Annotated in this window: 22 protein-coding genes and 1 pseudogene; 14 read left to right on the top strand and 9 right to left on the bottom strand. The window is 68.2% G+C overall.

Going from position 1 to position 25,586, the window contains the following annotated elements; translation table 11 throughout:
- Positions 1 to 238 precede the first annotated feature (238 nt).
- The 4 genes from JQ639_RS29000 to JQ639_RS28985 all read left to right on the top strand — a co-directional run bounded on the left by JQ639_RS29000 (position 239) and on the right by JQ639_RS28985 (position 2,747).
- Complete coding sequence (locus JQ639_RS29000; RefSeq protein WP_211962897.1) at positions 239 to 439, top strand: hypothetical protein; 201 nt, start codon at positions 239 to 241, stop codon at positions 437 to 439.
- Between the two features lie 205 nt (positions 440 to 644).
- Complete coding sequence (locus JQ639_RS28995) at positions 645 to 956, top strand: hypothetical protein (RefSeq protein ID WP_211962895.1); 312 nt, start codon at positions 645 to 647, stop codon at positions 954 to 956.
- A 464-nt stretch (positions 957 to 1,420) separates the two neighbouring features.
- Positions 1,421 to 2,320, top strand: a complete 900-nt coding sequence (gene bla, locus JQ639_RS28990; protein WP_211962888.1) for a class A beta-lactamase — start codon at positions 1,421 to 1,423, stop codon at positions 2,318 to 2,320.
- Between the two features lie 166 nt (positions 2,321 to 2,486).
- Positions 2,487 to 2,747, top strand: coding sequence for a hypothetical protein (locus JQ639_RS28985; RefSeq protein ID WP_211962886.1), 261 nt, complete (start codon positions 2,487 to 2,489; stop codon positions 2,745 to 2,747).
- A gap of 73 nt (positions 2,748 to 2,820) precedes the next feature.
- Here the strand turns inward: JQ639_RS28985 and JQ639_RS28980 are convergent, their stop codons facing one another.
- The gene (locus JQ639_RS28980; RefSeq protein WP_211962884.1) at positions 2,821 to 3,210 is read right to left on the bottom strand and encodes an NUDIX hydrolase; all 390 of its coding nucleotides are present in this window, start codon (positions 3,208 to 3,210) and stop codon (positions 2,821 to 2,823) included.
- Between the two features lie 368 nt (positions 3,211 to 3,578).
- Here JQ639_RS28980 and JQ639_RS28975 point away from each other — a divergent pair, with 368 nt between their 5' ends.
- On the top strand, positions 3,579 to 4,709 hold the full coding sequence (locus JQ639_RS28975) for an acyltransferase family protein (RefSeq protein ID WP_211962882.1): 1,131 nt from the start codon (positions 3,579 to 3,581) through the stop codon (positions 4,707 to 4,709).
- A gap of 1,035 nt (positions 4,710 to 5,744) precedes the next feature.
- On the opposite strand, the gene JQ639_RS28970 is transcribed toward JQ639_RS28975, so the two are convergent.
- The 3 genes from JQ639_RS28970 to JQ639_RS28960 form a co-directional block, all read right to left on the bottom strand.
- On the bottom strand, positions 5,745 to 6,254 hold the full coding sequence (locus JQ639_RS28970) for a GNAT family N-acetyltransferase (RefSeq protein ID WP_211962881.1): 510 nt from the start codon (positions 6,252 to 6,254) through the stop codon (positions 5,745 to 5,747).
- Positions 6,255 to 6,436: 182 nt separating this feature from the next.
- Positions 6,437 to 6,940, bottom strand: a complete 504-nt coding sequence (locus tag JQ639_RS28965; protein ID WP_211962879.1) for a DUF1993 domain-containing protein — start codon at positions 6,938 to 6,940, stop codon at positions 6,437 to 6,439.
- A gap of 168 nt (positions 6,941 to 7,108) precedes the next feature.
- Positions 7,109 to 7,399 (bottom strand): hypothetical protein, encoded by a 291-nt coding sequence (locus tag JQ639_RS28960; RefSeq protein WP_211962877.1) that lies wholly within the window; start codon positions 7,397 to 7,399, stop codon positions 7,109 to 7,111.
- 230 nt (positions 7,400 to 7,629) lie between these two features.
- Between JQ639_RS28960 and JQ639_RS28955 the strand changes: the two genes are divergently transcribed.
- Positions 7,630 to 7,977 (top strand): hypothetical protein, encoded by a 348-nt coding sequence (locus tag JQ639_RS28955; RefSeq protein ID WP_349644652.1) that lies wholly within the window; start codon positions 7,630 to 7,632, stop codon positions 7,975 to 7,977.
- Between the two features lie 28 nt (positions 7,978 to 8,005).
- Here the strand turns inward: JQ639_RS28955 and JQ639_RS28950 are convergent, their stop codons facing one another.
- The 3 genes from JQ639_RS28950 to JQ639_RS28940 all read right to left on the bottom strand — a co-directional run bounded on the left by JQ639_RS28950 (position 8,006) and on the right by JQ639_RS28940 (position 10,774).
- Positions 8,006 to 8,197 carry a hypothetical protein gene (locus tag JQ639_RS28950; RefSeq protein ID WP_211962875.1) on the bottom strand — a complete coding sequence of 64 codons (192 nt, stop codon included), beginning with the start codon at positions 8,195 to 8,197 and terminating at the stop codon, positions 8,006 to 8,008.
- Between the two features lie 595 nt (positions 8,198 to 8,792).
- On the bottom strand, positions 8,793 to 9,290 hold the full coding sequence (locus JQ639_RS28945; protein WP_211962871.1) for a hypothetical protein: 498 nt from the start codon (positions 9,288 to 9,290) through the stop codon (positions 8,793 to 8,795).
- 350 nt (positions 9,291 to 9,640) lie between these two features.
- Positions 9,641 to 10,774 carry a zinc-binding dehydrogenase gene (locus JQ639_RS28940; RefSeq protein WP_211962869.1) on the bottom strand — a complete coding sequence of 378 codons (1,134 nt, stop codon included), beginning with the start codon at positions 10,772 to 10,774 and terminating at the stop codon, positions 9,641 to 9,643.
- Between the two features lie 238 nt (positions 10,775 to 11,012).
- On the opposite strand from JQ639_RS28940, the gene JQ639_RS28935 reads away from it, so the two are divergent.
- The 4 genes from JQ639_RS28935 (at position 11,013) to JQ639_RS28920 (ending at position 18,157) form a co-directional block, all read left to right on the top strand.
- A complete protein-coding gene (locus tag JQ639_RS28935; protein WP_249122838.1) occupies positions 11,013 to 12,764 on the top strand; it encodes a Spy/CpxP family protein refolding chaperone in 1,752 nt (583 codons plus the stop codon).
- Between the two features lie 585 nt (positions 12,765 to 13,349).
- Positions 13,350 to 15,344, top strand: a complete 1,995-nt coding sequence (locus JQ639_RS28930; RefSeq protein ID WP_211962867.1) for a methyl-accepting chemotaxis protein — start codon at positions 13,350 to 13,352, stop codon at positions 15,342 to 15,344.
- An 805-nt stretch (positions 15,345 to 16,149) separates the two neighbouring features.
- A complete protein-coding gene (gene soxC, locus JQ639_RS28925) occupies positions 16,150 to 17,460 on the top strand; it encodes a sulfite dehydrogenase (protein WP_211962865.1) in 1,311 nt (436 codons plus the stop codon).
- Positions 17,461 to 17,632: 172 nt separating this feature from the next.
- Positions 17,633 to 18,157, top strand: a complete 525-nt coding sequence (locus JQ639_RS28920; RefSeq protein WP_211964937.1) for a c-type cytochrome — start codon at positions 17,633 to 17,635, stop codon at positions 18,155 to 18,157.
- Positions 18,158 to 18,971: 814 nt separating this feature from the next.
- On the opposite strand, the gene JQ639_RS28915 is transcribed toward JQ639_RS28920, so the two are convergent.
- Positions 18,972 to 19,583 carry a cysteine hydrolase family protein gene (locus JQ639_RS28915; RefSeq protein WP_211962863.1) on the bottom strand — a complete coding sequence of 204 codons (612 nt, stop codon included), beginning with the start codon at positions 19,581 to 19,583 and terminating at the stop codon, positions 18,972 to 18,974.
- 702 nt (positions 19,584 to 20,285) lie between these two features.
- Between JQ639_RS28915 and JQ639_RS28910 the strand changes: the two genes are divergently transcribed.
- The 4 genes and pseudogenes from JQ639_RS28910 to JQ639_RS28895 all read left to right on the top strand — a co-directional run bounded on the left by JQ639_RS28910 (position 20,286) and on the right by JQ639_RS28895 (position 23,837).
- On the top strand, positions 20,286 to 20,654 hold the full coding sequence (locus tag JQ639_RS28910; protein ID WP_211962861.1) for a ribbon-helix-helix domain-containing protein: 369 nt from the start codon (positions 20,286 to 20,288) through the stop codon (positions 20,652 to 20,654).
- A 245-nt stretch (positions 20,655 to 20,899) separates the two neighbouring features.
- Positions 20,900 to 21,654: pseudogene (locus JQ639_RS28905) on the top strand (transporter substrate-binding domain-containing protein).
- A 205-nt stretch (positions 21,655 to 21,859) separates the two neighbouring features.
- On the top strand, positions 21,860 to 23,116 hold the full coding sequence (locus tag JQ639_RS28900) for a multidrug effflux MFS transporter (RefSeq protein ID WP_211962859.1): 1,257 nt from the start codon (positions 21,860 to 21,862) through the stop codon (positions 23,114 to 23,116).
- A gap of 220 nt (positions 23,117 to 23,336) precedes the next feature.
- A complete protein-coding gene (locus JQ639_RS28895) occupies positions 23,337 to 23,837 on the top strand; it encodes a MarR family winged helix-turn-helix transcriptional regulator (protein ID WP_211962857.1) in 501 nt (166 codons plus the stop codon).
- A gap of 363 nt (positions 23,838 to 24,200) precedes the next feature.
- Here JQ639_RS28895 and JQ639_RS28890 read toward each other — a convergent pair whose 3' ends face one another.
- On the bottom strand, positions 24,201 to 25,526 hold the full coding sequence (locus JQ639_RS28890) for an MFS transporter (protein ID WP_249122837.1): 1,326 nt from the start codon (positions 25,524 to 25,526) through the stop codon (positions 24,201 to 24,203).
- Between the last annotated feature and the right edge of the window lie 60 nt (positions 25,527 to 25,586).

Below are 25,586 nucleotides of genomic sequence, written 5' to 3'. Positions count from 1 at the left end.
ACGGCGCTTGTGCGCCTCCTCACCATGAGGATGAGGGGCAAACATGCCGCGGACCTCGGCATTTGCCGCCCCACCTGATTCGCGGCGGTATTTTCCGCCCCGCCACGAATCACAGCGAGTCCCGCGCCTCCCGCACACGTGACAGTGGCTGGACGGCGCGTTAACCTTTGGTTAACCACGTCACCATAGCGTCATCTGGATGTTTGAGTCCGTGTGACGCTTTGGACAGGGAACTGAAATGAAGCTCGAAGACGACGCGTTGAAGCTGCTGCAGTCGATGAAGCGTACCGATGGCCGCAAGTACACGGCCGGTCACATCAACCGGGCCCGCTACGAGCGCCTGGAACAGGCTGGCCTGATCAAGGGCACCCCGGCCAACGCCAACGACGTGATCTACACCCTGCTTCCGGCTGCCGAGGAACACCTCGCGTCGAACTGACGCTCGCCAACGCAAACGGGCCACCGCGCATCGCGCCGCCTGCGATTCCAGCGCCTGAATTCTCCGATTCGCAAAAGCCCGGCCGACGCCGGGCTTTTTGCTTTTGACGCGCCGCGCATCACGGCGCACCCGCATGCGGCCCGTGCTGCCGCGCGAATCGTCGTGCACCCCATGCCGCCCCGCGGTCGGGAACAGCGCATGCGGCATGGCTGGACTGCGGCGCCGGGTTCCATGGGGACAACGAATTGACGCGTTTGCCGCGCATGCCGACACTTCAGGTCGCAGCCGGGAGTGCAACGCCATGAAACCAGAACAGCAAGGCGAGATGAAACCGGAAACGCGCCGGCTCATCGGCGAGATCTCCGAGCGCGAACTGGTGCGCCAGCATGTCGAACGCTCGCAGGCATTCCAGCGCCGCCAGTTGCAGGAACAGGACGAGCGCTGCCGCGCGCAGATGGTGGAGATCAAGGCGCAGCTCGCGAGCTATCTGCGGCAGTTTCCGGGAACCGGGCAATAGCAGACGATTCGATTTCGGTTATTTCGGCTTGCTGCGGCTTGTCGAAGCCTCGCGCATCGTCGTTCGATATGCTTCGCATGCACGCTGAAAGGTACTCGTTGTCTGCACCGCAGCGCTGCCGGCATTCCTGCGGATGCAGCGTACGGATGCACACTGCGACTCTTGGTTCGGTCCGGACCGCAAGAGGCATGAGCGCGAGAATGCCGGCGACGACGCAGGCGACGCAGCGAGACATCATATCGATCACACGGACATCAACACCGTGCCGACGTCAGCACGGAACGCCGCAACGGGAAACACGGCCCCGCGCGCTTTTCCGCTGACGCGCGCCCGGAGCCAACACCGCGGTCGACCCATCAGATTTTCTAGGGCATGCCCCGAGATCTTCGCATTCGGCCATGCGGCACGCGCGGCGTTATAGCGTCCACTGATCGATCCGACATCCGCCTGGAGACCTTCACGACATGCCACTCGCACTCACGCGCCGGGCGCTCGCCGCGTCGCTGCTGGCGGCCCCGGCTTTGCTGGCGGCGCCGATGCTGCCGGCGCCCGCGCGCGCCGAGGCCGGTCGACGCGCGCTCGACACGCGCCTCGCCGAGATCGAGGCGGCGAGCGGCGGCCGGCTCGGCGTCGCCGTGCTCGATGTCGCCAGCGACGAGGTCCATGGCCGCCGCATCGACGAGCGCTTTGCGCTGTGCAGCACGTTCAAGGCGCTGGCGGCGGCGTGCGTGCTGGCGCGGGTCGATCGCGGCGAGGAGCGGCTGGAGCGCCGCATCGTCTTCAGCGAAAGCGATCTGGTGCCACCGTTCACGGAGACGAAACCCCACGCCGGCGCCGGCGGCATGACGGTCGCCGAACTCTGCGAGGTGATGGTGACCGTGAGCGACAGCACCGCCGCCAATCTCATGCTCGACAGTTTTGGCGGCCCGGCGGCGCTCACCGTCTATCTGCGTTCGCTCGGCGACGATGTCACCCGGCTCGACCGTGTCGAACTCGACCTCAACCGTGTCGCGCCCGGCGATGTCAGGGACACCACCTCGCCGGCCGCGATGGTGCGGACACTGCAGCGCATCGTGCTCGGCGACGCCCTGTCGGCGACCTCGCGCGCGCGCCTCACCGGCTGGATGATCGCGGCGCGCGACGCCGCGACGCGGCGCCTGCGCGTCGGCCTGCCGCCGGCCTGGCGCATCGCCAACAAGCCCGGCACCTGGGAGGGTGTGGCCACCAACGACATCGGCGTGATCTGGCCGCCCGGCCGCGGGCCGATCGTGGTCGCCGCCTACCTCGCCGCCGCGCCGGGGACGACCGCGGCGCAGGAGGCGGTGCTGGCGGAGGTGGCGCGCGCCGTCGCAGCGACGATCTAGCGGGACGCGGGCACAACCTTTTCGGGAACAAATCGCCGGTACACCCAAGAGATGATCCAGAGAGATGATCCAGCCTCCCGCCCGCACAAGGACAAGATCTTTAACAAAACTGGGCTTTGCTATGGGGACCGCCGGGGTCACCGGGGGACGGCGAAGGAGACGACCCATGTCCAGAACCAGCGAGGTTCTGCCGAAGGCGGAAGACATCTGGAACCTGAACACGCCACCGCGCCCGGCCAAACCAGGTGACAAGCCCGGCGACAAGGCGGCCGAGAAGGCCCCGGACAAATCCGCCAGGGCCGGCGACCGGCCGGCCGGCAAGACGGAAAGCAAGATAGAAAGCAAGGCCGAGACCAGGTCCGAGACCAAGCCTGCCGCCGGATCGGACGGCGAGCGCGGCGAGGACGACGCGGCCGCGAAACCCTGAATCCGCCTTCGGCCGCGGCGCGGCCGGTGCGGCCCGCCTGCCGGGGCGAACAGCGCCCGGCCGGCGCAGCCGTTCAGCGGCTCGGCCGCTTGGGAAACAGCTTGTCGCGGATGTAGCGCGAAGTCGGCGTCAGGCGGATGCCGCGCGGCTTGCGCCAGATCGCCCGATCGATTTCCTTCTTGTCACCGATGACCAGCTCCCCCGTCGCCTTGTCGGCGACGAAGATGGCATCGCTCATCTTGCGGCCGGACATGCGGTTGCGGGTCGTGACTTCCTTCCACAGCTTGAGCCGGCCCAGCTTGAGCTTGGGCAGCTCTTCCTTGATCTCGCGGCGCAGGCAGGCCTTCTCGCTCTCCGTGCCCCGCCGCCGCCCGCCCGGGAACATCCACAGGCGATCACGCCGGCGCCGCACCAGCAGCACCCGCCCCCGTTTCGCCACCACCAGTTTCGACGACTTCGCCATTGTCCGAACTTCAACCGTCGCTTTGTGCGTCACCCGGCGGCGATCATGCCGTCGCCGCTCTTCCCTCACCCGATACCGTCGGGTCGAGCCGCGGAATCACCTGATAATTTTGCGGTTTGCAACCCCTGTTCACAAGCCCCGGGCGCCCCGCGACAGCAGGTCGCGCACCCTCCGCCGCGTGGACACGCGTCCGTCGTGCCCCGAGACCGCCCGTCGGGCTCTGCCCCGCCCCGCTTGACAGTGTGGCCCATTCCGGGTGCAGGTTGATGACAGCCCCATGACCGCCACAAACACCCTCTTAGTCGGCGGCCCGGGGCGCGCCGGAATGTCGCGATTCCGGCCTTCCAGATTTCAGCATGCGGGGACCCATGCGGCGGACTGATATCGATCTCTTGCGTGTGGTGCTGTGCTTCGGCGTGATCCTCGCCCATGCCCTGCTGATTTTCGCGGTGGAGCCGCGCTACCATCTCAAGAGCGCCGAGCCGTCGCTGGTGGCCTCGACGATGTACGAATTCCTGCGCCCGACCCTGATGACGAGCTGGTTCGTGCTCGCCGGCTGGGCGTCGCTGAAGTCGCTGCGCGGACGCGGCCCCTGGCGCTTCCTGAGCGAGCGCGCGACGCGCCTCCTCGTGCCGCTGATCTTCGGCGTCGTCGTGTTCGGCTCGATGATCAAGTACATCGAGCTCAGCCATGGCCGCGACATCAGCCTCACCGGGCTGCATTACGTCGAGCCGCTGCAGGAGAGCTTCTTCGAATTCTTCCCGCGCAACCTCAAGTTCATCAAGCAGGTGACCTGGTCGCATCTCTACTTCCTGGCCTACCTGTTCCTGATGTCGGTGCTGGTGCTGCCGCTCTTGATGGTGCTGCTGCGCCGCCCGCCGAACCTGCGCGTGCCGCCCGCCTGGATGGTCTACCTGCCGGCGCTGCCGATGGCGGCGCTGCTCGCGATCTTCAACGGCTTCTGGCCGTACCTGCCGAACCTGATCCAGGACTGGACCAACTTCGCCTACTTCACGCTGTGCGTCGCCATCGGCGCCGGCATTGCCGCCTGGCCCGGCTTCGAGACCGGGATGAAGAACGAGGCGCCGCGCCTCGCGCTGCTGATGATCGCAGCCTTCATCGGCGTCATGATCTGCGGCGAGTCGACCATGGGCCGCGTGTTCATCGGCATCCTCAGCTGGTCCGCGGTCGGCGCCGCCCTCGGCGGCTTCGCCCGCCTCGCGCCGCCGGCGCATCCGGCGGTGACCTACATCAACGAGGCGATGCTGCCGATCTACATCGTCCACCACGCGCCGCTGCTCGCCATCGGTGCGCTGCTGCTGCCGCTGGCGCTGCCGGTGTGGCTCGCCGTGTCGCTGATCACGCTGTCGTCGACCGTGATCTCGCTCGTGGTCTATCACTGGCTGATCCGCCCGTGGCCGCCGATACGCTGGCTGATGGGCATGACCCCGACCCCGCCGGCTGCGGCGCCCAAGGCCGTGCCCGCTCCGGCGGGATAGCGACGTCGACGGATGACGGTCGCCCGGAAGCGCGAAACGACACCCGGGATCCACGACACCGCCCATCCCGCATGTCGCTGCGCTCATGCTGGCTATGGACCACGCGCCGCAATCGCCTCTGCACCATCATCCTCATCCTGAGGAGCAGCGCAGCCGCGTCTCGAAGGATGAGGCCCCATCACATCGTCTCCGCAACGCTTAGGCCTCATGGTTCGAGACGCGCGGCGGTGCCGCGCTCCTCACCATGAGGGGAGGATGCACGGCGCGTCGACGATGACATCGCATCAGAGACGCACGGCGCTCACTCCATATTCTGCGTCATTGCCTGACTTGATCCGGCAATCCAGCTTGCTCACCACACGACGAGGGCCTGTTAAAGCTGGATCACCGGGTCACGGCGCTGCGCGCCGGCCCGGTGATGACGCTGAACAAGGGGATGCGCTTCCCTCATCACAACGGTTGATGCGCAACACCCTTCCTCCTCATCCTGAGGAGCGGCACAGCCGCGCCTCGAAGGATGAGGCCGCATCGCATCATCACCGCAACGCTTCGGCCCGATGCTTCGAGACGCGCGGCGGTGCCGCGCTCCTCACCATGAGGGGAGGATGCACGGCGCGTCGACGATGACATCGGATCAGAGACGCACGGCGCTCACTCCATATTCTGCGTCATTGCCGGACTTGATCCGGCAATCCAGCTTGCTCACCACGCGACGAGCGCCTGTTAAAGCTGGATCACCGGGTCACGGCGCTGCGCGCCGGCCCGGTGATGACGGAGAGTGGGTGGAGGCGCTTCCGCTCGTCACAACTATTTGCGCGCCATCATCTCCCCTCATCCTGAGGAGCGGCGCAGCCGCGTCTCGAAGGATGAGGCCCCATCGCATCGTCTCTGCAACGCTTCGGCCTCATGGTTCGAGACGCGCGGCGGTGCCGCGCTCCTCACCATGAGGGGTCGGTGCACGGCGCCCATTCCAGGTTCTGCGTCATTGCCGGACTCGATCCGGCAATCCAGCTTGCTCACCATCCGACGAACGCTTCACGCCTTCTGCGGCACCGGCTCCACGGCGACGCGAAAGCGTGGCCCCGGGACGGGGGCGGCCTCGAAGCCGAGATGGCAGTAGAATGCGCGCGCAGCCGCATTGTCCGTCGCCGTGCCGACGCTGAAGCTGCGGCAGCCGCGCCCGCGCGCATGCTGCAGCGCCGCCTCGACCAGCGCGCGGCCGACGGCGCGGCCGCGCCAGGACGGCACGACGAACAGATTGTGCAGCTCCATGGCACGCACGCCTTGCGGCGCGGAGTAGAACGGCCGCAGCGCGGCGAAGCCAACGACCTCGCCATCGGCCTCCGCCACCAGAAAATGAATCCATGGCGTGGCGCAGAACGCGTCGCGTTCGAGGCGCATCTCGTCGATGCTCGAGGCATCGCCATGATGGGCGGCGAGCGCCGAGATCATCGCCACGAGCGCGGCAATGTCCTTGCGCCGCGCGGCGCGAATGAGCGGCGGCGGTGGTGGAACTTCGATGACAGGCGATGGCGGCGTCGGCATGGCAGCACCTCGATTGGCGCCGCCGACGAGGCGGAGGACAAAGAACAATGCCGCCTCGGCGGCGGCATGGTTCAGTCACAACAGATCGAACACGCCGCTCCTATGGGGAGGGCGCGTAATAGCGGCACATGGTGGTGGCGCGAGCGATCATGACGGCGTTATCGGCGCTCGCGCCCCGCCCGTCAAGGGTTGTTGGCGCCGAGATAGTCGCGCTTGCCGATGGCGACGCCATTGTGACGCAGGATGTCGTGGGCGGTGGCGAGGTGGAAGAAGAAGTTCGGCAGCACGAACGCCACGAGATGGGCCGCGCCCGGCATGGTCGGCAGCGCGCGGAACTCGATGACGCGCTCGGCGCTGCCCTCGAACTGCGCCCGCGTCACGCCATCGAGAAACGCGATGGTCTTCGCCAGACGTTCCTTGAGTTCAGCTACCGTGGTTTCGGTGTCGGGAAAGCCCGGCGCCTCGACGCCGGTGAGCCGCGCCACGCCGCCCTTGGCCGTGTCGCTGGCGCGCTGCACCTGGCCGGTGAACGGCAGCATGTCCGGCGCAAGGCGCGCATTGAGCAGCACCGACACCTCGAACTTGCGCTCGTCGGCGAAGGCCTGCGCGCGATCGAGATAGAACGACAGCGTGCGCAGGCCGCGCTGCAGCGTCGGCACGGTGAGATCGTAGATGGACAGCGACATGGGGTTTCCCTGCGTCTTGCGCCGGCACATGGCCGGCTGTTTCTGTGACCTCGGCGGCATTGGGATCGCGCGGCGCCGGCACGGCGCAGCCTTCGACACCACCGGGTGCGAGCGCATGTAGGGGCGCGATCGCCGCAGCGCCAGAGGCGCGGCGGCCACAGTTTCCGATCAGCCATGCGGCCGCGGCGGCGCGCCGGCGCCGGGCTGCAGCAGAGCGATCATCATCGCGTCGCGCTCGGCGATGAGATCGGCGAGACGGCGGCGCATGCGCAGCAGCAGCGTCGCAGCATTGGCGCAGTCGAGATCGTTGGCGATCAGCAGCTGCATCTCGGCCTGCTGCAGGCGGATGTCATGGCGCAGCCGCGCGATGTCGCGCCGCCGCGATGAGATCTGCCGCTCCGTGACCGGCAGCCTGAACCCGAGCGGTTTCGCCAGACGTCCGTCGTGGCCGCCGTCCATGCCCGTCTCCTTGCCGCGCCCCGCCACCGGCCCGCAACCGCGGGCCGGTCCGCGCCGGCGCCAGGTTTGAAAAAAGTTAACCGAACTTAAGAACAAAGATAGAACATTATCAAGATTTATGTACGATGGGCTCTCAACTGATTCACACCACAGGTGGACCGATGGGCGCGCTGAAACAAGATGTTGTATGCCTGAAGCGTATCAGTCTCTATTGCGGGGAGCTTGAGCGGGTGCATGCCTGGAGTGGCGCGGACGAGGATATCGACCGCGAGTTCAATCGCGTCTGCCAGACCATCTGGGGCTACACGCTGGACGATTTCGACGACGACGATCTCACCGCCGCCGACCACAAGTGGCTGGACAAGCTGACGCCGAAGAAGGCCTACGTGTTCGCGCTCAAGCACGGCTACGACCTCGGCGACTACGAGGACATGGTGTCCGACTGGTGGGGTTTCACCTGGATGATCCTCGCCGAGACGCGCGGTCTGCTCACCCCCGAGCGGCGGGCCCTCGCCTGGAAGAAGCACGACGAGCGCCTGCTCGCCAGCGGCGTCGTCGCGGTGCTGCGCGCGAGCTGAGGGGTGTGCCGGCCGCTGTCGGCAGCTGTCAGGATCGCACCGCGCTCACTCCATACTCAGCGTCATTGCCGGACTCGATCCGGCAATCCAGCTGGCTCACCACACGACGGGCGTCCGCAAGCTGGATCACCGGGTCACGGCGCTGACGCGCCGGCCCGGTGATGACGGAGAGAAAAACGATATGCTCTCTGCTGCGGCAACGCTTCAGGCGCGACAGCACTGCCCCTCATCCTGAGGAGCGGCGAAGCCGCGTCTCGAAGGATGAGGCCCCATCCCATCGTCGCCGCAACGCCACGGCCTCATGGTTCGAGACGCGCGGCGGTGCCGCGCTCCTCACCATGAGGATGAACACAGCGCGCATCCGTGGCGCCCGCTGCGTCAGGCGCGCCCCCACCCGCTCCACATTCAGCGTCATTGCCGGACTCGATCCACGGCTGTCCGGTAGGTTTTGGCGCCGACCACACCCACTCCGTCATTGCCGGGCGAAGACCCGGCAATCCAGCTTTCTCGCGACTCGACGTACGCTTTTTAAAGTTGGATCACCGGGTCACGGCGCTGGCGCGCCGGCCCGGTGATGACGGAGAGAAAAACGATATGCTCTCAGCTGCGGCAACGCCTCAGGCGCGACAGCGCTGCCCTTCATCCTGAGGAGCGGCGAAGCCGCGTCTCGAAGGATGAGGCCCCATCGCATCGTCGCCGCGATGCCTCGGCCTCATGGTTCGAGACGCGCGGCGGTGCCACGCTCCTCACCATGAGGGATCTCGCACGCTCTATATCGGCGTATCCGTTGCGGCAGGTACGCACAGGGCACGCCATCACCGCGGCCATAAGGCCTGCACAGTCGACAATTCCATCTCGGTCCACTCGTCGAGGGTGGCACCGAGCGCCTCGCGCGCGGCCGCAGGAAACCGTGCGATTGCCGTGCGCTGAGCCGGCGACAACGACGCAACGAACGCAAACCACCATGCGTCCCGCGGGCGGCGATCCTGGTTGAACGGCAACACCGCATTGATGGCAAACTCGCGATAGCCGAGATCCGAAAAGACGCCGACGAGAACCGAGGGCAGATAGTAGGCGAACGCGGCCGGTTCGAGGAACTGTCGTGCCACCCCGGGAGACCCAATCATCGTCCAGTCCAGCAACGCGACGTCGGTCCAGCGACGCAGGACGAGCCGGCTCGTCAGTTCGTAGGACAGATCATCGCCCGGCGCACGCTTGCTCTGCGGCCAGAAGAATTTCACAGGCACCGGCTCGACCGGAAAGCTGTCATGCACGGACTGCAGGAACTCATCACAAGCACTCATTTCAGCCACCGGATCATCGCACACTAAGACTCAGATCAGGATGACGCCACAGCGCTCTCCCTCTTTCATTGTCTTGTCGTGGCCGGGCTTGCCCCGGCCACCCCGCTGCCTTCCTGATCGAGGTCGCCGTGACAAGCCCGGCGACGACGAAACTAAGGTCGGCGACTGCATTTCCGGCTAGACTCTGGGAAGCGCCGCAGCCAGCGTCTCGAAGGATGAGGCCCCATCGCATCGTCGCCGCGATGCCACGGCCTCATGGTTCGAGACGCGCGGCGGTGCCGCGCTCCTCACCATGAGGGTTTACGTGACGCGTGACACGGTCGATCGACTGCCCCGCGTATCACCACGCGCGCGGCGAACTATCCCTTGCTCGGATCGATCAGGAATTTCTCGCCGGTCGCGCGCTTGTTGTAGACGGCGATGTTGTTGAGATCGAGCGCCTCGCGCAGCGACACCACGCGGGTGTAGTGGCTGGCGAAGGTCGTCTTCAATTCCGCCAGCACCCGCGCGCGCAGACGCGCGCCGGTCTCCGCGCCGGCCTTCATCAGGAACGGGAACAGCAGCCAGCCGCCGACGCCCCAGGCCATGCCGAAACCGCGCGACAGTTCGATCGGGCCGGTGTCGAGGCTGCCATAGACATAGACCTGCTTGTGCACATTCGAGCCATAGCGGCTGTAGGCCTTGGCGCGGCTGTTGATCGCCGTCTCCATGGCGTTGAGGATCTGGCCGGCGAGCCGGCCGCCGCCGATGGCGTCGAACGCCAGCGTCGCGCCGGTCTCGACCAGCGCCTGTGTCAGGTCCGCCGTGAACGTCGGCGCCGTGGAATTCACCACATGCGTCGCGCCGATGTCGCGCAGGATTTTCTCCTGCTCCGCGCTGCGCACGATGTTGACAAGGCCGATGCCGTCCTTGAGGCAGATACGGTTGAGCATCTGGCCGAGATTGGAGGCGGCTGCCGTGTGCACCAGCGCGGTGTGGCCCTCGCGGCGCATCGTCTCGACCATGCCGAGCGAGGTCAGCGGATTGACGAAGCACGACGCGCCGTCGGCGGCGCTTGCGCCCGCCGGCAGCGGCAGGCAGTCCGCCGCCTTGATGACGCGGTACTGCGCGTACATCGCGCCGCCGATGATCGCCACCAGCTTGCCCTTGAGCGCCTGTGCGGCAGCACTGCTGCCCGCCGCAATCACCGTGCCGGCGCCCTCGTTGCCGACCGGCATCGCCTCGCCGAGACGCGCGGCGAGCCCGGCCAGCGCCGCCTGCGGCACCTTCGCGCGCACCACGGTGTCGTCGCCGCTGCCGGAGGTGGTGAAGCTCGCCGGATCGGCCGGACCGATCAGCAGGCCGAGGTCAGAGGGATTGATCGGCGTCGCCTCGATGCGCACCACCACCTCGTCGGCGGCGGGCTCGGGAATGGCGACGCGCGCCAGCGAGAGCTGAAGCTCGCCATCCGTCGTGATCAGCGAACGCAGTTGCAGTCCGGTCGTGTCAGCCACCTCGAAACCTCCCCTGTCGGCCACGGTCATCGCGGCCGGTTGTGTCGCGCATGATGCGCCGGTTCCAGCCATTTGGCCCCGCACGGCCATGGTTGCAAGGCGCCGGGGCGCCCGCCGGCCATCTTTGCGGCGATCCCGCGGCGCACCCCGGAACCATTTTCCGCCCCACGAATTGAGACTCACGCTTCAAAGGCTTCCGTCTCCCAAGTCGCACTCCCATGTCGCAGCGGGGGATGCCATGCTGACCTTGATGCGGCCCGTTTCACGGACATCGACAGTCACCTGGACGCTCGCGGCCATCCTCGCCGCGGCGCTGATCGCGCTGCCGGCGGGCGCCGCGCCACGCGGGCCCGGCGGCGGTGGCCGCGGTGGCGGTGGCGGCTTTCACGGCGGTGGCGGTGGCTTCCATGGCGGTGGCTTCCATGGCGGCGGAGCGCATTTCGGCGGTGGTGGTTTCCGCGGCGGCGCGCCGCATTTCGCCGGCGGCGGCTTCCGCGGTGGCGCCGGATTCCGCGGTGGTGGCGGCTTCCATCCCGGCGCGCGCTTCGCCGGCCCGCGGGGCGGCGGCCGTGCCTTTGCCAGCCACGCCGTGCATGCCCCGCGCGGCGGCCGCACCGCCCGAAGCTTCGCCGCCCACGGCGGCCGCGCCGCGGCGATCGCCGGCGGCGCTGGCGCAGCGGCGCTGAACATGCGGGCCACGCACATGCGCTGGAGCGCAGCTTCCGTCCACGGCGCACTGCAGTCGCAGCCGATTCATCAGGCCTTCCACACCGGCGGCGCGCTGCGCGATCCGCGCGCCCGCGCCATGATCGCGTCCTCGCTCGCCACCGTCGCCTGGCACCATGGCGGCCATGGCTGGTGGCGCCACGGCAATGGCGGCTATGGCTGGGTCGGGCCGCTGTTCTGGCCGTTCGCCTACGACGATCTCTATGGCTACGCGCTGTGGGGCGACACCTACGACGATTCCTTCTGGGGCTACGGCTATCCCGATCTCTATGCCGGGCTGTTCTCGCCCTATGCCTATGACGATCTCACCGGCTATGCCGGCTACCTGCCGCAGGCGCGGCGCACGCCGGCCACCACGGCCGCGGCGAACAACGCCGCGGGCGCTGCGACCGCCGACGACGAAGCGAGCCTCGCGCGGATGTGCGGCGAGGACAGCAGGGACATCGCCGGCCTGCCGCTCGACCAGGTGCGCGCCAGCCTGCAGCTCACCGACACGCAGGCGAGCGCGCTCGATACGCTGTCCGGCGCCTCCGCCCAGGCGGCGCAGACGCTGAAGGCCGCCTGCCCCACCGACATCGCGCTCACCGCGCCGCGCCGCCTTGCCATCATGCAGCAGCGTATCGAGGCGATGGTCTCCGCGGTGAAGACCGTGCAGCCGCCGCTCGATGCGTTCTACGGCCAGCTCAGCGACGAACAGAAAGAGAAGCTCATTGGCCTTGCGGGCGCCGGTGATCGCACCGCCCGGCACCGCACGCCGACCACGGTCGGCTCCGCCGCGCCGGCCGCACCGAAGAGCTGCACCGGCGCCGCGCCCGACACCGGCCTCACCGCATGGCCCGCCGCGCAGATCAACGCCACCGTCAAGCCGACCGACGCCCAGCACAAGGGCTTCGACGACCTGCAGGCCGCGGCCGCGAAAGCCGCCGACCTGCTCCAGGCATCGGCCTGCGCCGACGATCATGCCGTAACGCCGCCGGCGCGCCTCGCCGCGATCGGCCGCCGGCTCGACACCATGCTGCAGGCGGTGACCACCGTGCGCGGCGCGCTCGACAGCGTCTATGGCACGCTGAGCGACGAGCAGAAGGCGAACTTCGACACCATCGGCGACAGCCTCGGCGGCCCGCGCACCATGACCGCCAGCACGGATGCCGACGAAGCCGCCGCGCCACGCGCCTCCCGCCACCGCCGCTACGCCCACCACGCCCGCCACGGCGTGCGCGTCGAGCGCATGCTCCGGCACATGCTGTTCTCGTTCGTGCGGTAAAGCTCGCGTGGGGCGCCGTGTGTGACAGGCGTGCACACGCGGCGGCACCTCGGCCGCTTATCCTTCGAGGCTCGCTGACGCTCGCACCTCAGGATGACGGGGTGGAGTCGGCATGTCGTGCGTGCTCAGCCGCGCCACAGGATCATCCGCGCCACAGCATCGCCCGCGTCGCCCAAATGAACGCAGCGACATGCGGAGGCGGCGGCGCGGCATCACTTGATTGAGCCAGGCCTGCGAAAACCATCTCCTGACACCGCGCCGCGCGCAATGAATCTTGCGTCGACGCGCCGAACATCAGCACAAAATCATCGCACACTCCGCGATCATCAGCTCACACAACGTGTCACGACATCACAGCGGCCATTGCAACCTTTCCGACACCATTGCGCACGCACGCCGCATCACTTCATCGTATTGTCACACGTGCTTCGTGCCGGCGACACGCGGCGATCATGTCGCAGTCATCGCGCATGATTTTCTGAGCGTAGATGCAATGCTGAATTCAATATTCAGGCTTTCGTTACGACTCGAATGATAGTCGGCGCGCGTGGCGGGGGCCGCATTTCAACAACAACCGTTGGTACGATGCACCAGTTTCTGCGCCTGACTCGTTTCCCGCGCGCGCTCGCGGATCGCTTCCGCTTCGGATTGCGCTCGAAGATCGTCACCCTCGGCATTGCCGGCGCGGTGATCGCCGGCGGCATCAGCCTCGCCGGCCTCCATGTCGCCTCGCGCGTGCAGGACGAATCGGCGTCCAGCGTCGCGCTGCGTCTCGCCGTCACGCGGCTGTCGGAAAGCTATCTCGAGGCCGGGCAGATCGCCGACGAATTCCTTCGCAAGCACGACGACGCCCGCATCAAGAGCCATGCCGACACGCTGGCGCGCGCCGCCGACGATCTCGCCACCATCGAGGCGACGATCGCGCCGCTGCCGGCGGACGATCCGCTCAAGGCCGCGGCGATGCTGCGCCCGGGCATCAACCAGTATGCCGTGCGCTTCCAGAACGTGGTGTCGGCACAGCGCGTGCTCGGCCTCAAGCCCGAGCAGGGCCTGCTCGGCAAGCTCGGCGCCGCGGCTCGCGCGCTCGAGGCCCGCCTCGCGCCGCTCGATGCGCCGGCGCTCGCGGTCGAGATGCTGGCGATGCGCCGCGACGAAAAGGATTTCCTGCTCAGCGGCAACGAGAAGTTCGGCGACACGCTGAAAGCCCATGTCGAGGCGTTCCAGGGCAAGCTCGCAGGCGCGGCGCTGCCCGACGACGTCAAGGCCGACCTGAACAAGCTGGTGCAGGCTTACGACGGCGCCTTCACCGCGGTGCTGGTGTCGCAGGGCTCGCTGACGGAAGAGATCGACGACCTCGCCACGCTCTATGGCCGCAACCGCCCGGCGCTGCAGGCCGCGCTCAACGCCGCCGACGCGCGCTACGCCGCCGCCGAGCGCAGCGCCGCGGAATTGCGCCGCACGCTGACCTGGACCATCGCGCTCGCCACCCTCGTCACGGGCCTCGCCATTTTCATGGTGGCGAGCCGCGTCGCCGGCGCCATCGCGCGGATGGCGCGCGCCATGCAGCAGCTTGCCGCCGGTGATCTCTCCATCGTGCTGCCGGGCCTTGGCCGCCACGACGAGATCGGCGACATGGCGCAGGCGATCGAGGGCTTCAAGGCCCATGTCGTCGCGCAGGCGCAGCGCGAGGCCGACGCGCGCGCCGAACAGGACCGCCTTGCCGCCGCCCAACGCCGCCACGAGATGGATCGCCTCGCCGATGGCTTCGAGCGCACCGTTGGCGACGTCATCGAGACGCTGTCGCACGCCGCCGACGGCCTCGAAGGCTCCGCCGACACGCTGACCCACAACGCCGACCGCACCCGCCAGCTGTCGACCACCGTCGCCGCTGCCTCGACGCTCGCTTCCGACAACGTCCGTTCGGTGGCGGCGGCAACCGAGGAGATGTCGTCGTCGGTCGGCGAGATCGGCCGTCAGGTCGGCGAATCCACCCGCATCGCCACCGAGGCGGTGCGCCAGGCCGGCGACACCAATGCACGCATCGCCGAGATGGCGCGCGCCGCCGAGCGCATCGGCGACGTCGTCAGGCTGATCACCGCGATCGCCCACCAGACCAACCTGCTGGCGCTCAACGCCACCATCGAGGCGGCGCGTGCCGGCAACGCCGGCCGCGGCTTCGCGGTGGTCGCCTCCGAGGTCAAGCAGCTCGCCGGCCAGACCGCACAGGCGACCTCCGACATCACGCTGCAGATCACCGCGCTGCAGACCACGACGCGCGACTCCGTCGCCGCGATCGAGGCGATCGGCGGCACCATCGGCCGGATGTCCGACATCGCCGCCTCGATCGCCGCCGCCGTGCAGCAGCAGGGCGCGGCGACGCAGGAGATCGCCCGCAACGTGCAGCAGGCGACCAGCGGCACCGCCGACGTCGCCGCCCACATCGCCGACGTCACCCGCGGCGCCGGCGAGACCGGCGCGGCCTCCGCCCAGGTCCACGCGTCTGCACAGGCGCTCGCCCAGCAGAGCCAGCGCCTCAAGAGCGAGGTGCAGAATTTCCTGTCGACGGTGCGGGCGGCGTAACGCGCGGCGCGGCCCTCCCTCCTCATCCTGAGGAGCGACGAAAGCCGCGTCTCGAAGGATGAGGCCCCAAACGCCGGCGCGTGTGCCGACGACGTGCACGCGCCCAGCACCACCCCGGCCTCATGGTTCGAGACGCGCGGCGGTGCCGCGCTCCTCACCATGAGGGCAAAGGGCTGAGCCACCCGAACAGCTGCAGCGACGTAGCGCGCATGAGCGAAGCGACATACGGGATCGCCATGCGGCAGAGCTGGCGGAGAGGATCGCCCCGGATATCGCTGCGCTCATCCGGGCTACGATCTGGTCGGCCGCGCGCCCCTTCCCTCTTCCTCGCGTACTCTCTCCTCATCCTGAGGAGCGGCGAAAGCCGCGTCTCGAAGGATGAGGCCCCAAACGCTGGCGCGTGTGCCGACGACGTGCACGCGCCCAGCACCACTCCGGCCTCATGGTTCGAGACACGCGGCGGTGCCGCGCTCCTCACCATGAGGGCAAAGGGCTGAGCCACCCGAACAGCTGCAGGATGTGCCGCGTCACGATACGACGCTCGTGCACCGGAATCATCTTCGCGCAACCGCTGCACCTTCGCGCTGCGTTGCAGCGGTCCCGCGCGATGACGCACAAATGATTTGCCTGCGCCGGCGCGAGCGCCGACCATTTCCTGCCATGCGCGGCCGGCAGGCCAGCAACGCCTTCCAAACTACCGGCCACCGCTTGCGTGCGCCGCGCGGGCCATGACAGCCTGCCCGCGACGACGCTGCGTGTGCCGCGGCGCCGTCATCCGACAGGACGCGATCCGACAGGAGATGACATGAGCATCCGCACGCGCCCGGGCGTGGACCATCCGCGCGCCGACCACTCCGACGATCCCGCGCCGTCCCGCCGCAGCGTGCTGCGCGGCGCGGTGGCGGGCGGGCTTGCGGCTGGCAGCCTCGCCGCGACCGCGCGCGCCGCAGAGCCGGCCGCGCAAGGCGCCGGCAACCTGCCGCCGCATGTGCCGGAATGGATGAAGGCGCCGGGCGCGCCGACCGGCGAGCAGCCCTATGGCCTGCCCTCGCCGTTCGAGAAGGACGTGGTCAGAAACATCTCCAAAACCCTGCCACAGTACATCTCGGCATCGAGCCGCACGCCGCTGCAGGATCTCGATGGCATCATCACGCCCAACGGCCTGTTCTATGAGCGCCACCATGGCGGCGTGCCGGCGATCGATCCCGCCACGCATCGCCTGATGCTGCACGGCCTCGTCGAGCGTCCCCTCACCTTCACCATGGAGGAGCTTCGCCGCTTTCCGTCGCAGTCGCGCATCCACTTCCTCGAATGCTCGGGCAATCCGGTCTACACCAAACCTTATGGCAAGACCGCGTCGGACCTCGTCGGCCTTGTCAGTTGCGCCGAGTGGACCGGCGTGCCGCTGCGCCTCGTGCTCGAGGAAGCCGGGCTGAAACCGGAGGCGAAATGGATCGTCGCCGAGGGTGCCGACGCCGCCGCGCTGACGCGCAGCGTGCCGATCGAAAAGTGCCTCGACGACGCGCTCCTCGCCTACAGCCAGAACGGCGAGCGGCTGCGGCCGCAGCAGGGCTATCCGCTGCGCCTGTTCCTGCCGGGCTTCGAGGGCAACATGAGCGTGAAGTGGCTGCGCCGGCTCAAGGCCGTGGCCGAGCCGGCCTACTCGCGCGAGGAGACCTCGAAGTACACCGACCTGATGCCCGACGGCAGCGCGCGCGAATTCACCTTCGTCATGGAGGCGAAGTCGATTATCACCCGCCCGTCCGGCGGACAGCGGCTGACATCGACCGGCTATCACGAGATCACCGGGCTTGCCTGGAGCGGGCGGGGCAAGGTCAGCCGCGTCGAGGTGTCGGTGGACGGCGGCGCATCGTGGCAGGACGCCGAGCTGCAGGCGCCGGTGCTGACACGGGCGCTGACCCGCTTCCGCATGCCGTGGCGCTGGGAGGGCCAGGAGACGACGATCCAGAGCCGCGCAATCGACGAGACCGGCTATGTGCAGCCGACGCTCGCCGATCTCGTCGCCGTGCGAGGCACCAACTCGTTCTACCACAACAACGCAATCTGGCCGTGGCGGATCGCGGCGAACGGGGAGATCAGCAATGCGCTGGCATGATCATCACGCGGCGTTGCCGTCCTCCGCGCCGCGCCTGCATCGAGCGTCGCACGGCGCCACGCGCTTGCGGCCGTATCGCGGGCCGGGCCCCGCGCCGTCGCAGTCGCCGCCGGCGCTGATCTTCGCCGCGCTCGTGGTGGCGGCGCTCGCTGCGCTGGCGCTGCTGCTCGTCATGCCGGCGCAAGCGCAGGAACCAAAACAAGGACAAAAGCAGGGGCGCTACGGCCTCGGCCATCCCGCGACCGCCGAGGAGATCAAGGGCTGGGATATCGACATCGGCCGCAATGGCGAGGGCCTGCCGCCCGGCGGCGGCACGGTGGCGCAGGGCCGCGCGCTGTACGACGCACAGTGCGCGTCATGCCACGGCGTCCGCGGCGAAGGCGGCCTCGGCGACCGCCTTGCCGGTGGCGAGGGCACGCTGGCGAGCGCCAAGCCCGTGAAGACGGTCGGCAGCTACTGGCCGTACGCGCCGACGCTGTTCGACTACATCCGCCGCGCCATGCCGCTGACCGCGCCGCAGTCGCTGACCGACGACGAGGTCTATGCGGTGTCGGCCTATGTGCTCAACCTCAACGGCCTCGTGCCCGACAACGCCCGCCTCGACGCCAAGAGCCTCGCCGCCATCCGCATGCCCAACCGCGAGCGGTTCACCGCGGACCCGCGGCCGGATGTGAAGGATGTGAGCGTGAGAAAGTAGGGCGATACGCCTCCTGCATATCGCCTCCCCCCGATCCTGGAGCCTGTCTCCAAAAGAAACCCATGAAGCAGAGCAGTTGTTGTTAAACTCGTCATGCCCGGCCTTGTGCCGGGCGTCCACGTCTTTGCGGTGTCTCAACAAGGAAGACGTGGATGGCCGGGACAAGCCCGGCCATGACGCAGAGTTTGGTAGTGCGTCACGACACACACCACCGTCCTGCGCGCGCTTGACCCCGCTCATTCAGCTTTGCTCGCCGCGCCGCATCGGCCTCATGGTTCGAGACGCGCGGCCGTGCCGCGCTCCTCGCCATGAGGGGTGGGGCTGGCTGCAGACTGTCTGAGTCCAAGCATGACGCAGAGTTGGGCGATTCGTCGCGGCACCCACCACCATCATGCGCGGGCTTGACCCGCGCATCCAGCTTCATTCATGGCTCGCGCCTCTCCCTCATCCTGAGGAGCTCGCGCAGCGAGCGTCTCGAAGGATGAGGCCCGGATGCAGCGAGGCCGGTGACCGATGGCACACGGCGATGCCGCACCGCATCGGCCTCATGGTTCGAGACGCGCGGCGGTGCCGCGCTCCTCGCCATGAGGGGAAACGCAGGCCGCTGCGGCGACAGTGGCGGAGAGGACGGCCCCGGATATCGTTGCGCTCATCCGGGCTACGCACTTGAAACGTCGTCACCAATCTCAGCGACTGTCGTCGCCGGGCTTGTCCCGGCGACCTCGATCAGGAACGCACTGCGCCCCTAAGCGGGATGGCCGGGACGAGCCCGGCCATGACACAGAGGTTTAGCAATGGGCCTCGCCGTCCCGTCTCACTGCAGCAGCGTCAGGAACTCCTTGTGCTCCATCGGGCGCGAAAACATGCCGAAGTTGTGTGCGAACGCCATCTCCTGCGCCTCGCGGCTGAGCGTCGCGGTACAGTCCTTCAACGTGACGACGTCGAAGCCGCGCTCGTAGGCGCTGCGCATGGTGGATTCGACGCAGCAATTGGTGAGGAAGCCGCCGAGCACCACGGTCTGGATACCCTTGCTGCGCAGGATGAAATCGAGGTTGGTGCTCGGGAACGCATCGAGCCCGCGCTTGCCCTCGATGATGATGTCGTCGCCCTGCGGCGTCAGCGCATCGACGATCGCCGCACCCCAGCTGCCCTTGCGAAAGGCGTTATTGTCGACGACGCCCTTGAGAATGCCATAGGGACTGCCGGTAAGCTCGCGATAGCCTTCCGCGAAGGTGATCGGCGTGTGCAGGATGGCGACGCCGGCGGCGCGGGCCGCATTCACGGTCGCCACCGTGTTGGCGAGCATGCCGGTGTCCGCCATCACATCCTTGACGCCGTCGTGAAATACGCCACCCGGCGTGGTGAAGTCGTTCTGGTATTCGATCAGCACCAGCGCTGTGGTCTTCGGATTTGTCGTCGCATTCATGGCCGCCTCCCGGAACGCGCCGCGTGGTCGCAGCGCTGGTTGAATGACGCCACGCTAGGGCGAACCGGCGCGCCGCGGGTAACAACCGGGTGCTACGATGATCGTCATGCGTAGTAGCGGACTACTACAAGCTGCGCCGCTCCGACCTGGGCTCGAAGCCCGCCACACCCAGTGCGTCATTGCCGGACTTGATCCGACCATCCAGCTTGCTCGTCGCACGACGAGCGTCAGTAGAAAGCTGGATCACCGGGTCACGGCGCTGCGCGCCGGCCCGGTGATGACGCTGAAAATGGAGGGAGGTCTGTCGCTGAAGTCGTGCGTTTGCTGGCGTCAGCGCAGCGGCGTCGCCCTTCGAGGGTCCCGCTGCGCGGTACCGCCTCAGGGTGACGGATCGAGCGTGACGCGCGACGCATCGGGCCTCCGCTGCGCGGCTTCCCAGCAAGGCTCACGCGATCACCAGCTCCCTCTCAACCCGTCATCCTGAGGTGCGAGCAAGGCGAGCCTCGAAGGATGAGCGGCCCGGGCTCATCGACGTCCGGGCCGTCGCCCTTCGAGGGTCCCGCTGCGCGGGACCCCCTCAGGGTGACGGAACGAACGCAACAGTGGTCACCGCCAGCCCCCGGCCGCAAAAGCAGTAGCCGCCCGTGCGCGGCCCGGCTATCGTCGGGCGGTCGCGTCCTCCGCCGTTGCGTCGAGGTGTCCATGTGCAAGATCTTCATCGGCGCGGATCCCGCGCTCTACGCCACCAGCACGCGCTCGCTGCGGCTGCATGGCGTCGTCACCAGCATCCGCCTCGAGGAGCTGTACTGGCAGGTGCTCGCCGAGATCGGCCGGCGCGACGGCATGAGCGTCAACCAGCTGATCACCAGGCTCTACGACGAGATCATCGAGGCGCGCGGCGGCATCGACAACTTCACCTCGTTCCTGCGGGTGTGCTGCCTGCGCTATCAGTCGCTGCAGGTCTCCGGCGGCATCCCCGCCGACATGTCGGTTCCGATCCGCGCGCTCGATGCCGACGCGGTGCTGGCGCAGGAGCGCGCCGCGTTCACCCCCGCGACCAGTGCCGCCTGAGCCACGACACCGGCCCCCGCGCCGCCCGGCGCGCGACGCGACGCCGGCCCTGCCGCACGTCGCCACGCCCGCTCCTGTCGCGGAGCGCGTCGCCGGTGATGGCGCGCGCGGGCGGATGGTGTAGCATCCTGCACGCCCCGCGAGACCTCGCCATGCCGCATCGTTCCGCCCGTCCGAGCCGCCGCTCGCTGCTGCGCGCCGCCGCGCTGATCGCCCTTCCCCTGCCCCTGCCTCACGGATTGATCATGGCCAGCCTCACGCCCGCCGCCGCCGATCCCCTGCGCGACGACATCGCGCCGACGGGCACGCTGCGCGTCGCCATCGCCATCAGCCCTGCCGGCGGCGCGTTCTGGTGCACGAAGACGGCGACCGGCTATGCCGGCGTGCCGGTCGATCTCGGCCGCGCCATGGCGGAGACGCTGCATGTGCCGGTGGCCTATGTCCCCTACCAGAACTCAGGCCAGATCACCGACGCTGCGGCGAGCGGCGCCTGGGATGTCACCTTCCTGCCGCAGGATGCCGAGCGCATGACCAAGATGGCGTTCGGCCCGATCTACGAGGTCGCCGACGCCACCTACATCGTGCGCGCGGGATCGCGCGTGACGACGTTCGCGCAGCTCGACCAGCCCGGCGTCGAGGTCGCCGCGGTCAACAACACCACGACCATGCGTGGCGCGGTCGCCCATCTGAAGGCCGCCCATGTCACCGGCCATGCGACCTATGACGAGATCTTCGGCCTGCTCCGCGACGGCAAGGTCGACGCCTTCGCGCTGTCGCGCGACCAGCTCACCGCCATCGCGGCGAAGATCCCGGGCACGCGGGTGCTGGACGAGACCTTCAAGCAGACGGTGACGGCGGTGGCGGTGCCACCCGGCCACGCCCGGGCGCTGGCCTTCGTGACGCAGTTCATGGGGACGCGATCCAGAACGGCCTGCTGCGCCGCGCCTACGACGCCAACGGCCTCAGGGACACGCCGATCCGCACCTCGGCCACGAAATAGGCCGCGCATTGCCCGGCCGTTGACCGCGGGCGCACACATCATGGGCAGCACCAGGCCCCGCCCGGCCGCCGCCGTCACGGCGCCGACACAATCCGCCCCGCCGCACGCACGTCCCCCGCGTTTCCCGCGCCCGTCCATGCCCGAACATGGGTTGTGCGGTGCACCAGAATGGGCGTAGTTCTGGGGTTTCACAGGATCCCCGCACGTGACCGATGTCCAGACCAACGCCGACGCCGCCGCGTCGGCTGCGCACCAGCCGATGGGCTTCGCCGAATTCGTGCTGACGATCGCCGCGGTCATGGCGCTGAACCCCCTCGCCATGGACATGATGCTGCCGGCGCTGCCGAACATCGGCGCGGCATTCGCGGTCGCGGACGGCAACCATCTGCAGGCGGTGCTGGCGCTGTTCCTCACCGGCTTCGGCGCCGGCCAGCTGATCATGGGGCCGCTCGCCGATCGCTTCGGCCGCCGCCCGATCCTGATCGGCGGGCTGACGCTGTATGCCATCGCCAGCGTGCTGGCGATCGTCGCGCCGTCGTTCGGCGCACTGCTGCTCGCCCGCGCGGTACAGGGCTTCGCCACCTCGGCGACACGCGTCATCGCCACCTCGATCGTGCGCGACTGCTATGCCGGCCGCCGCATGGCCGGCGTGATGTCGCTGACCATCATGATCTTCATCGCCGTGCCGGTGCTGGCGCCGTCGTTCGGCCAATTGGTGATGCTGGCGACGCAGTGGCGCGGCATCTTCATCATCCTGCTGGCCTATGGCCTGCTCGTGCTGGCATGGAGCGCGGCGCGCATGCCCGAGACGCTGCCGCCGTCGCGACGCAAGTCGCTGGCGATCGGCCAGGTGCTCGGCGCCTATCGCCAGACCATCACCAATCGCCAGACGCTGGGCTACGCGCTCGCCGCCGGCGGCGTGCAGGGCACGCTGTTCGCCTTCGTGTTCGCCTCCCAGCAGGTGTTCACCGGCATCTATGGCCTTGGCCACTACTTCCCGCTGGCCTTCGCGCTGTGCGCCATGGGCGTTGCCTGCGCCGGCTTTTTCAATGCCCGCGTCGTCGGCCGGCTCGGCATGCGCGTGATGTCCCACGGCGCGCTGGTCGGCTTCGTCGCGATCTCCTCGGTGATGCTCGGCGCCGAGCTGCTGCACACGCTGCCGCTGTGGCTGTTCCTGGCGCTGTCGACCTGCATGATGTTCGCCTTCGGGCTCACCTTCGCCAACTTCACCGCGCTCGCCATGGAGCCGCAGGGCCACATCGCCGGCACCGCGTCGTCGTTCTATGGCTCGATCACCACGCTGCTCGGCATCTGCGTCGGCGCGGTCATCGGGCAGAGCTACGACGGCACCTTGATGCCGTTCGCCGTCGGCTTCTTCATCTGCGCCCTCGCGGCGCTCGGCGTCGTCGCCGTCGCCGAGAAGGGCCGCCTGTTCCAGCCTCATCATCACGCCGCGAGCTGACCGAGGCGGCGCGAGCGACCCTGCCGTTCATCCTTCGCGGCGCGCTGGCGCCCGCACCTCAGGAAGACGGGGAAAGGGCAGCGTGCCTGCAGCTGTGGTGACTTGCACCCGATCAGCGCCGGCGGAATGTGATCTCTTCCAACCGTCCGCCCGCACGCCACGCTTGCGGCGCGGCGGCTTTTTCTGTTTGAGTCGCCCCGACGACACCACGGGAGACGGCATGGCGGAGCGGTTTGCGGGCAGCGTGTTCGGCGCCACGGGCGACGACGATCTGCCGAGCATGGGCGAGATCGGGCTGAACAGTTTTGCGCCCTACCTGATGAACCGGGTGATGGCGCGGTGGAACACCAACATCACCGAGGAACTGAAAGACCTCGACATGACCACCGCCAAGATGCGCGCGCTCGCGGTGCTCAGCGTGTCGTCGAGCATGACCATCAATGAATTGTCGGTGTTCGCGGTCACCGAGCAGTCGACCATGAGCCGCACGGTGGAGTCGCTGGAGGACCAGGGCTACATCCGCCGCCAGCCCCGCCCCGACGACATGCGGGTGCGCGACGTCAGCATCACCGACAAGGGCCGCGCCGCCTTCGACAAGGTATGGCCGACCATGTACCGCATGCTCGTCCAGATGTTCGACGGCGTCGACGAGGACGAATACCGCGCCTTCCTCGGCACCCTGCAGAAGATCCTGCGCAACATCCGCAAGCACGATATGTGAGGGCGGGGGCGAAGTTCGCCGGACGAACTGGTGATAGCGTCGTCTCCGTCGAAAGACACGAGGCGCCTCGTCCTTTTCTGCGTCATCACCGGGCCGGCGCGCAGCGCCGAGACCCGGTGATCCAGCTTAAGAACTCCTCGTCGTGCGGCAAGCAAGCTGGATTGCCGGGTCAAGCCCGGCAATGACGCGGTATTTGTCGAGACGCTCACGCCACCCAACGTCGTCATGCCCGGCCTTGTGCCGGGCATCCACGTCTTTAGTGTATCGCTGCAAGGAAGACGTGGATGGCCGGGACAAGCCCGGCCATGACGCATTGGATGAAGCAGCTTCGCGGGCCTACGAGGACAGACTGTCGCGGCCGCCCTACCCCACCCGCTTCGCCGGGATCAGCGCCGTGGCCACCGCCGCGATCGCCGCGATGACCGCGAACACATAAAAATTCCACTGCGGGCCGACCGAGAGGCTGGCGATGTAGCCGCCGACCAGCGGGCCGGTGAGCGCGCCGATGCGGGCGAAGCTCAGGGCCCAGCCGGTGCCGGCGGAGCGCGCAAACGGCGCGAGGTAGTCGGCGAGATAGCCGGTGAGGATCAGCGATGCCGACACCGTGCCGAAGCCGGCGACCGCGACCATGGCATAGTTCACCCACAGCGGGCCCTTGAACGCCAGCGCCGCGATGCCGACGGCGCCGAGCAGATACGCCAGCGTCACGGTGAGACGCACGCCGAAGCGGTCGGCCCACTGGCCGAGCACGATGCCGCCGATCGCCGAGGTGAAGCTGAACACCGCGAGGAACAGCAGCGCGTCGCCGAGATTGTAGCCGCTCTTGCGCATGATCTGCGGCAGCCACTGCGCAATGCCATAGACCAGCAGCAGGCCCATGAACAGCGCGATCCAGAAGCAGACGGTGGCGAAGGCGTTGCGCGGGGAGAAGATCTCGCCGAGCACGGTCTTCCAGCCGACCTGCTGCACTTTTGCTGGAGCCGACGGCACCGCGACACGGAGCCTGGCCGCGAGCTTGCGCGCCGCGTCGGTGCGGCCGCGCGCCACCAGCGACTCCAGCGATTCCGGCAGCAGCCACGCCATCAGCGGCACGAACACCACCGGCAGCGCGCCAACCAGCACCACCGGGCGCCAGCCGTGCTCCGGCAGTATCGCCTTGCCGACTAGCGCGGCGACGAGGATGCCGATGGAATAGCCGGAGTACATGATGCCGTAGTTCAGGCTCTTCCTGTGAGACGGCGAATACTCGATGGTCAGCGCCGCGGCCACCGGAATGATGCCGCCGAGGCCAAGCCCGGCGATGAACCGGCTGATGCCGAACCATGCCGGCGTCGGCGACCACGCGGTGACCACCATGCAGGCGGCAAACAGGGTGAGGCACCCGACGAACAGCGGCTTGCGGCCATAGAGATCGCTCAGCATGCCGCTGAGCAGGCCCCCCGCCAGCATGCCGAGCAGGGTGTAGCTGCCGAGCGCGCCGAGCTCGAGCGGCGTCAGCTTCCAGCTGGCATCGGTGGCCAGCGCCGGCAGGATGGCGCCGAGCACGCCGACGTCATAGCCCTCGGAGAAGATCGCGATCCAGCACAGCGCCACCACCAGCACGCTGGTACGCGACGAGACCGCGCTCGTACCGGCAAAGCCGCCTGCCGTTGTCGCCGCTTTGGCCATCGTTCCGTCAACACTCGTCATGTCAGCCCTCCCAGTCTGTCCATTCACGTTGTCCTGTCCACACCCTCCGGGGCCGCCCGT

The organism is Bradyrhizobium sp. U87765 SZCCT0048 (assembly GCF_018131225.1).
Classification (GTDB): Bacteria; Pseudomonadota; Alphaproteobacteria; order Rhizobiales; family Xanthobacteraceae; genus Bradyrhizobium_A.
This window is presented reverse-complemented; position numbering and strand designations above follow the sequence as displayed.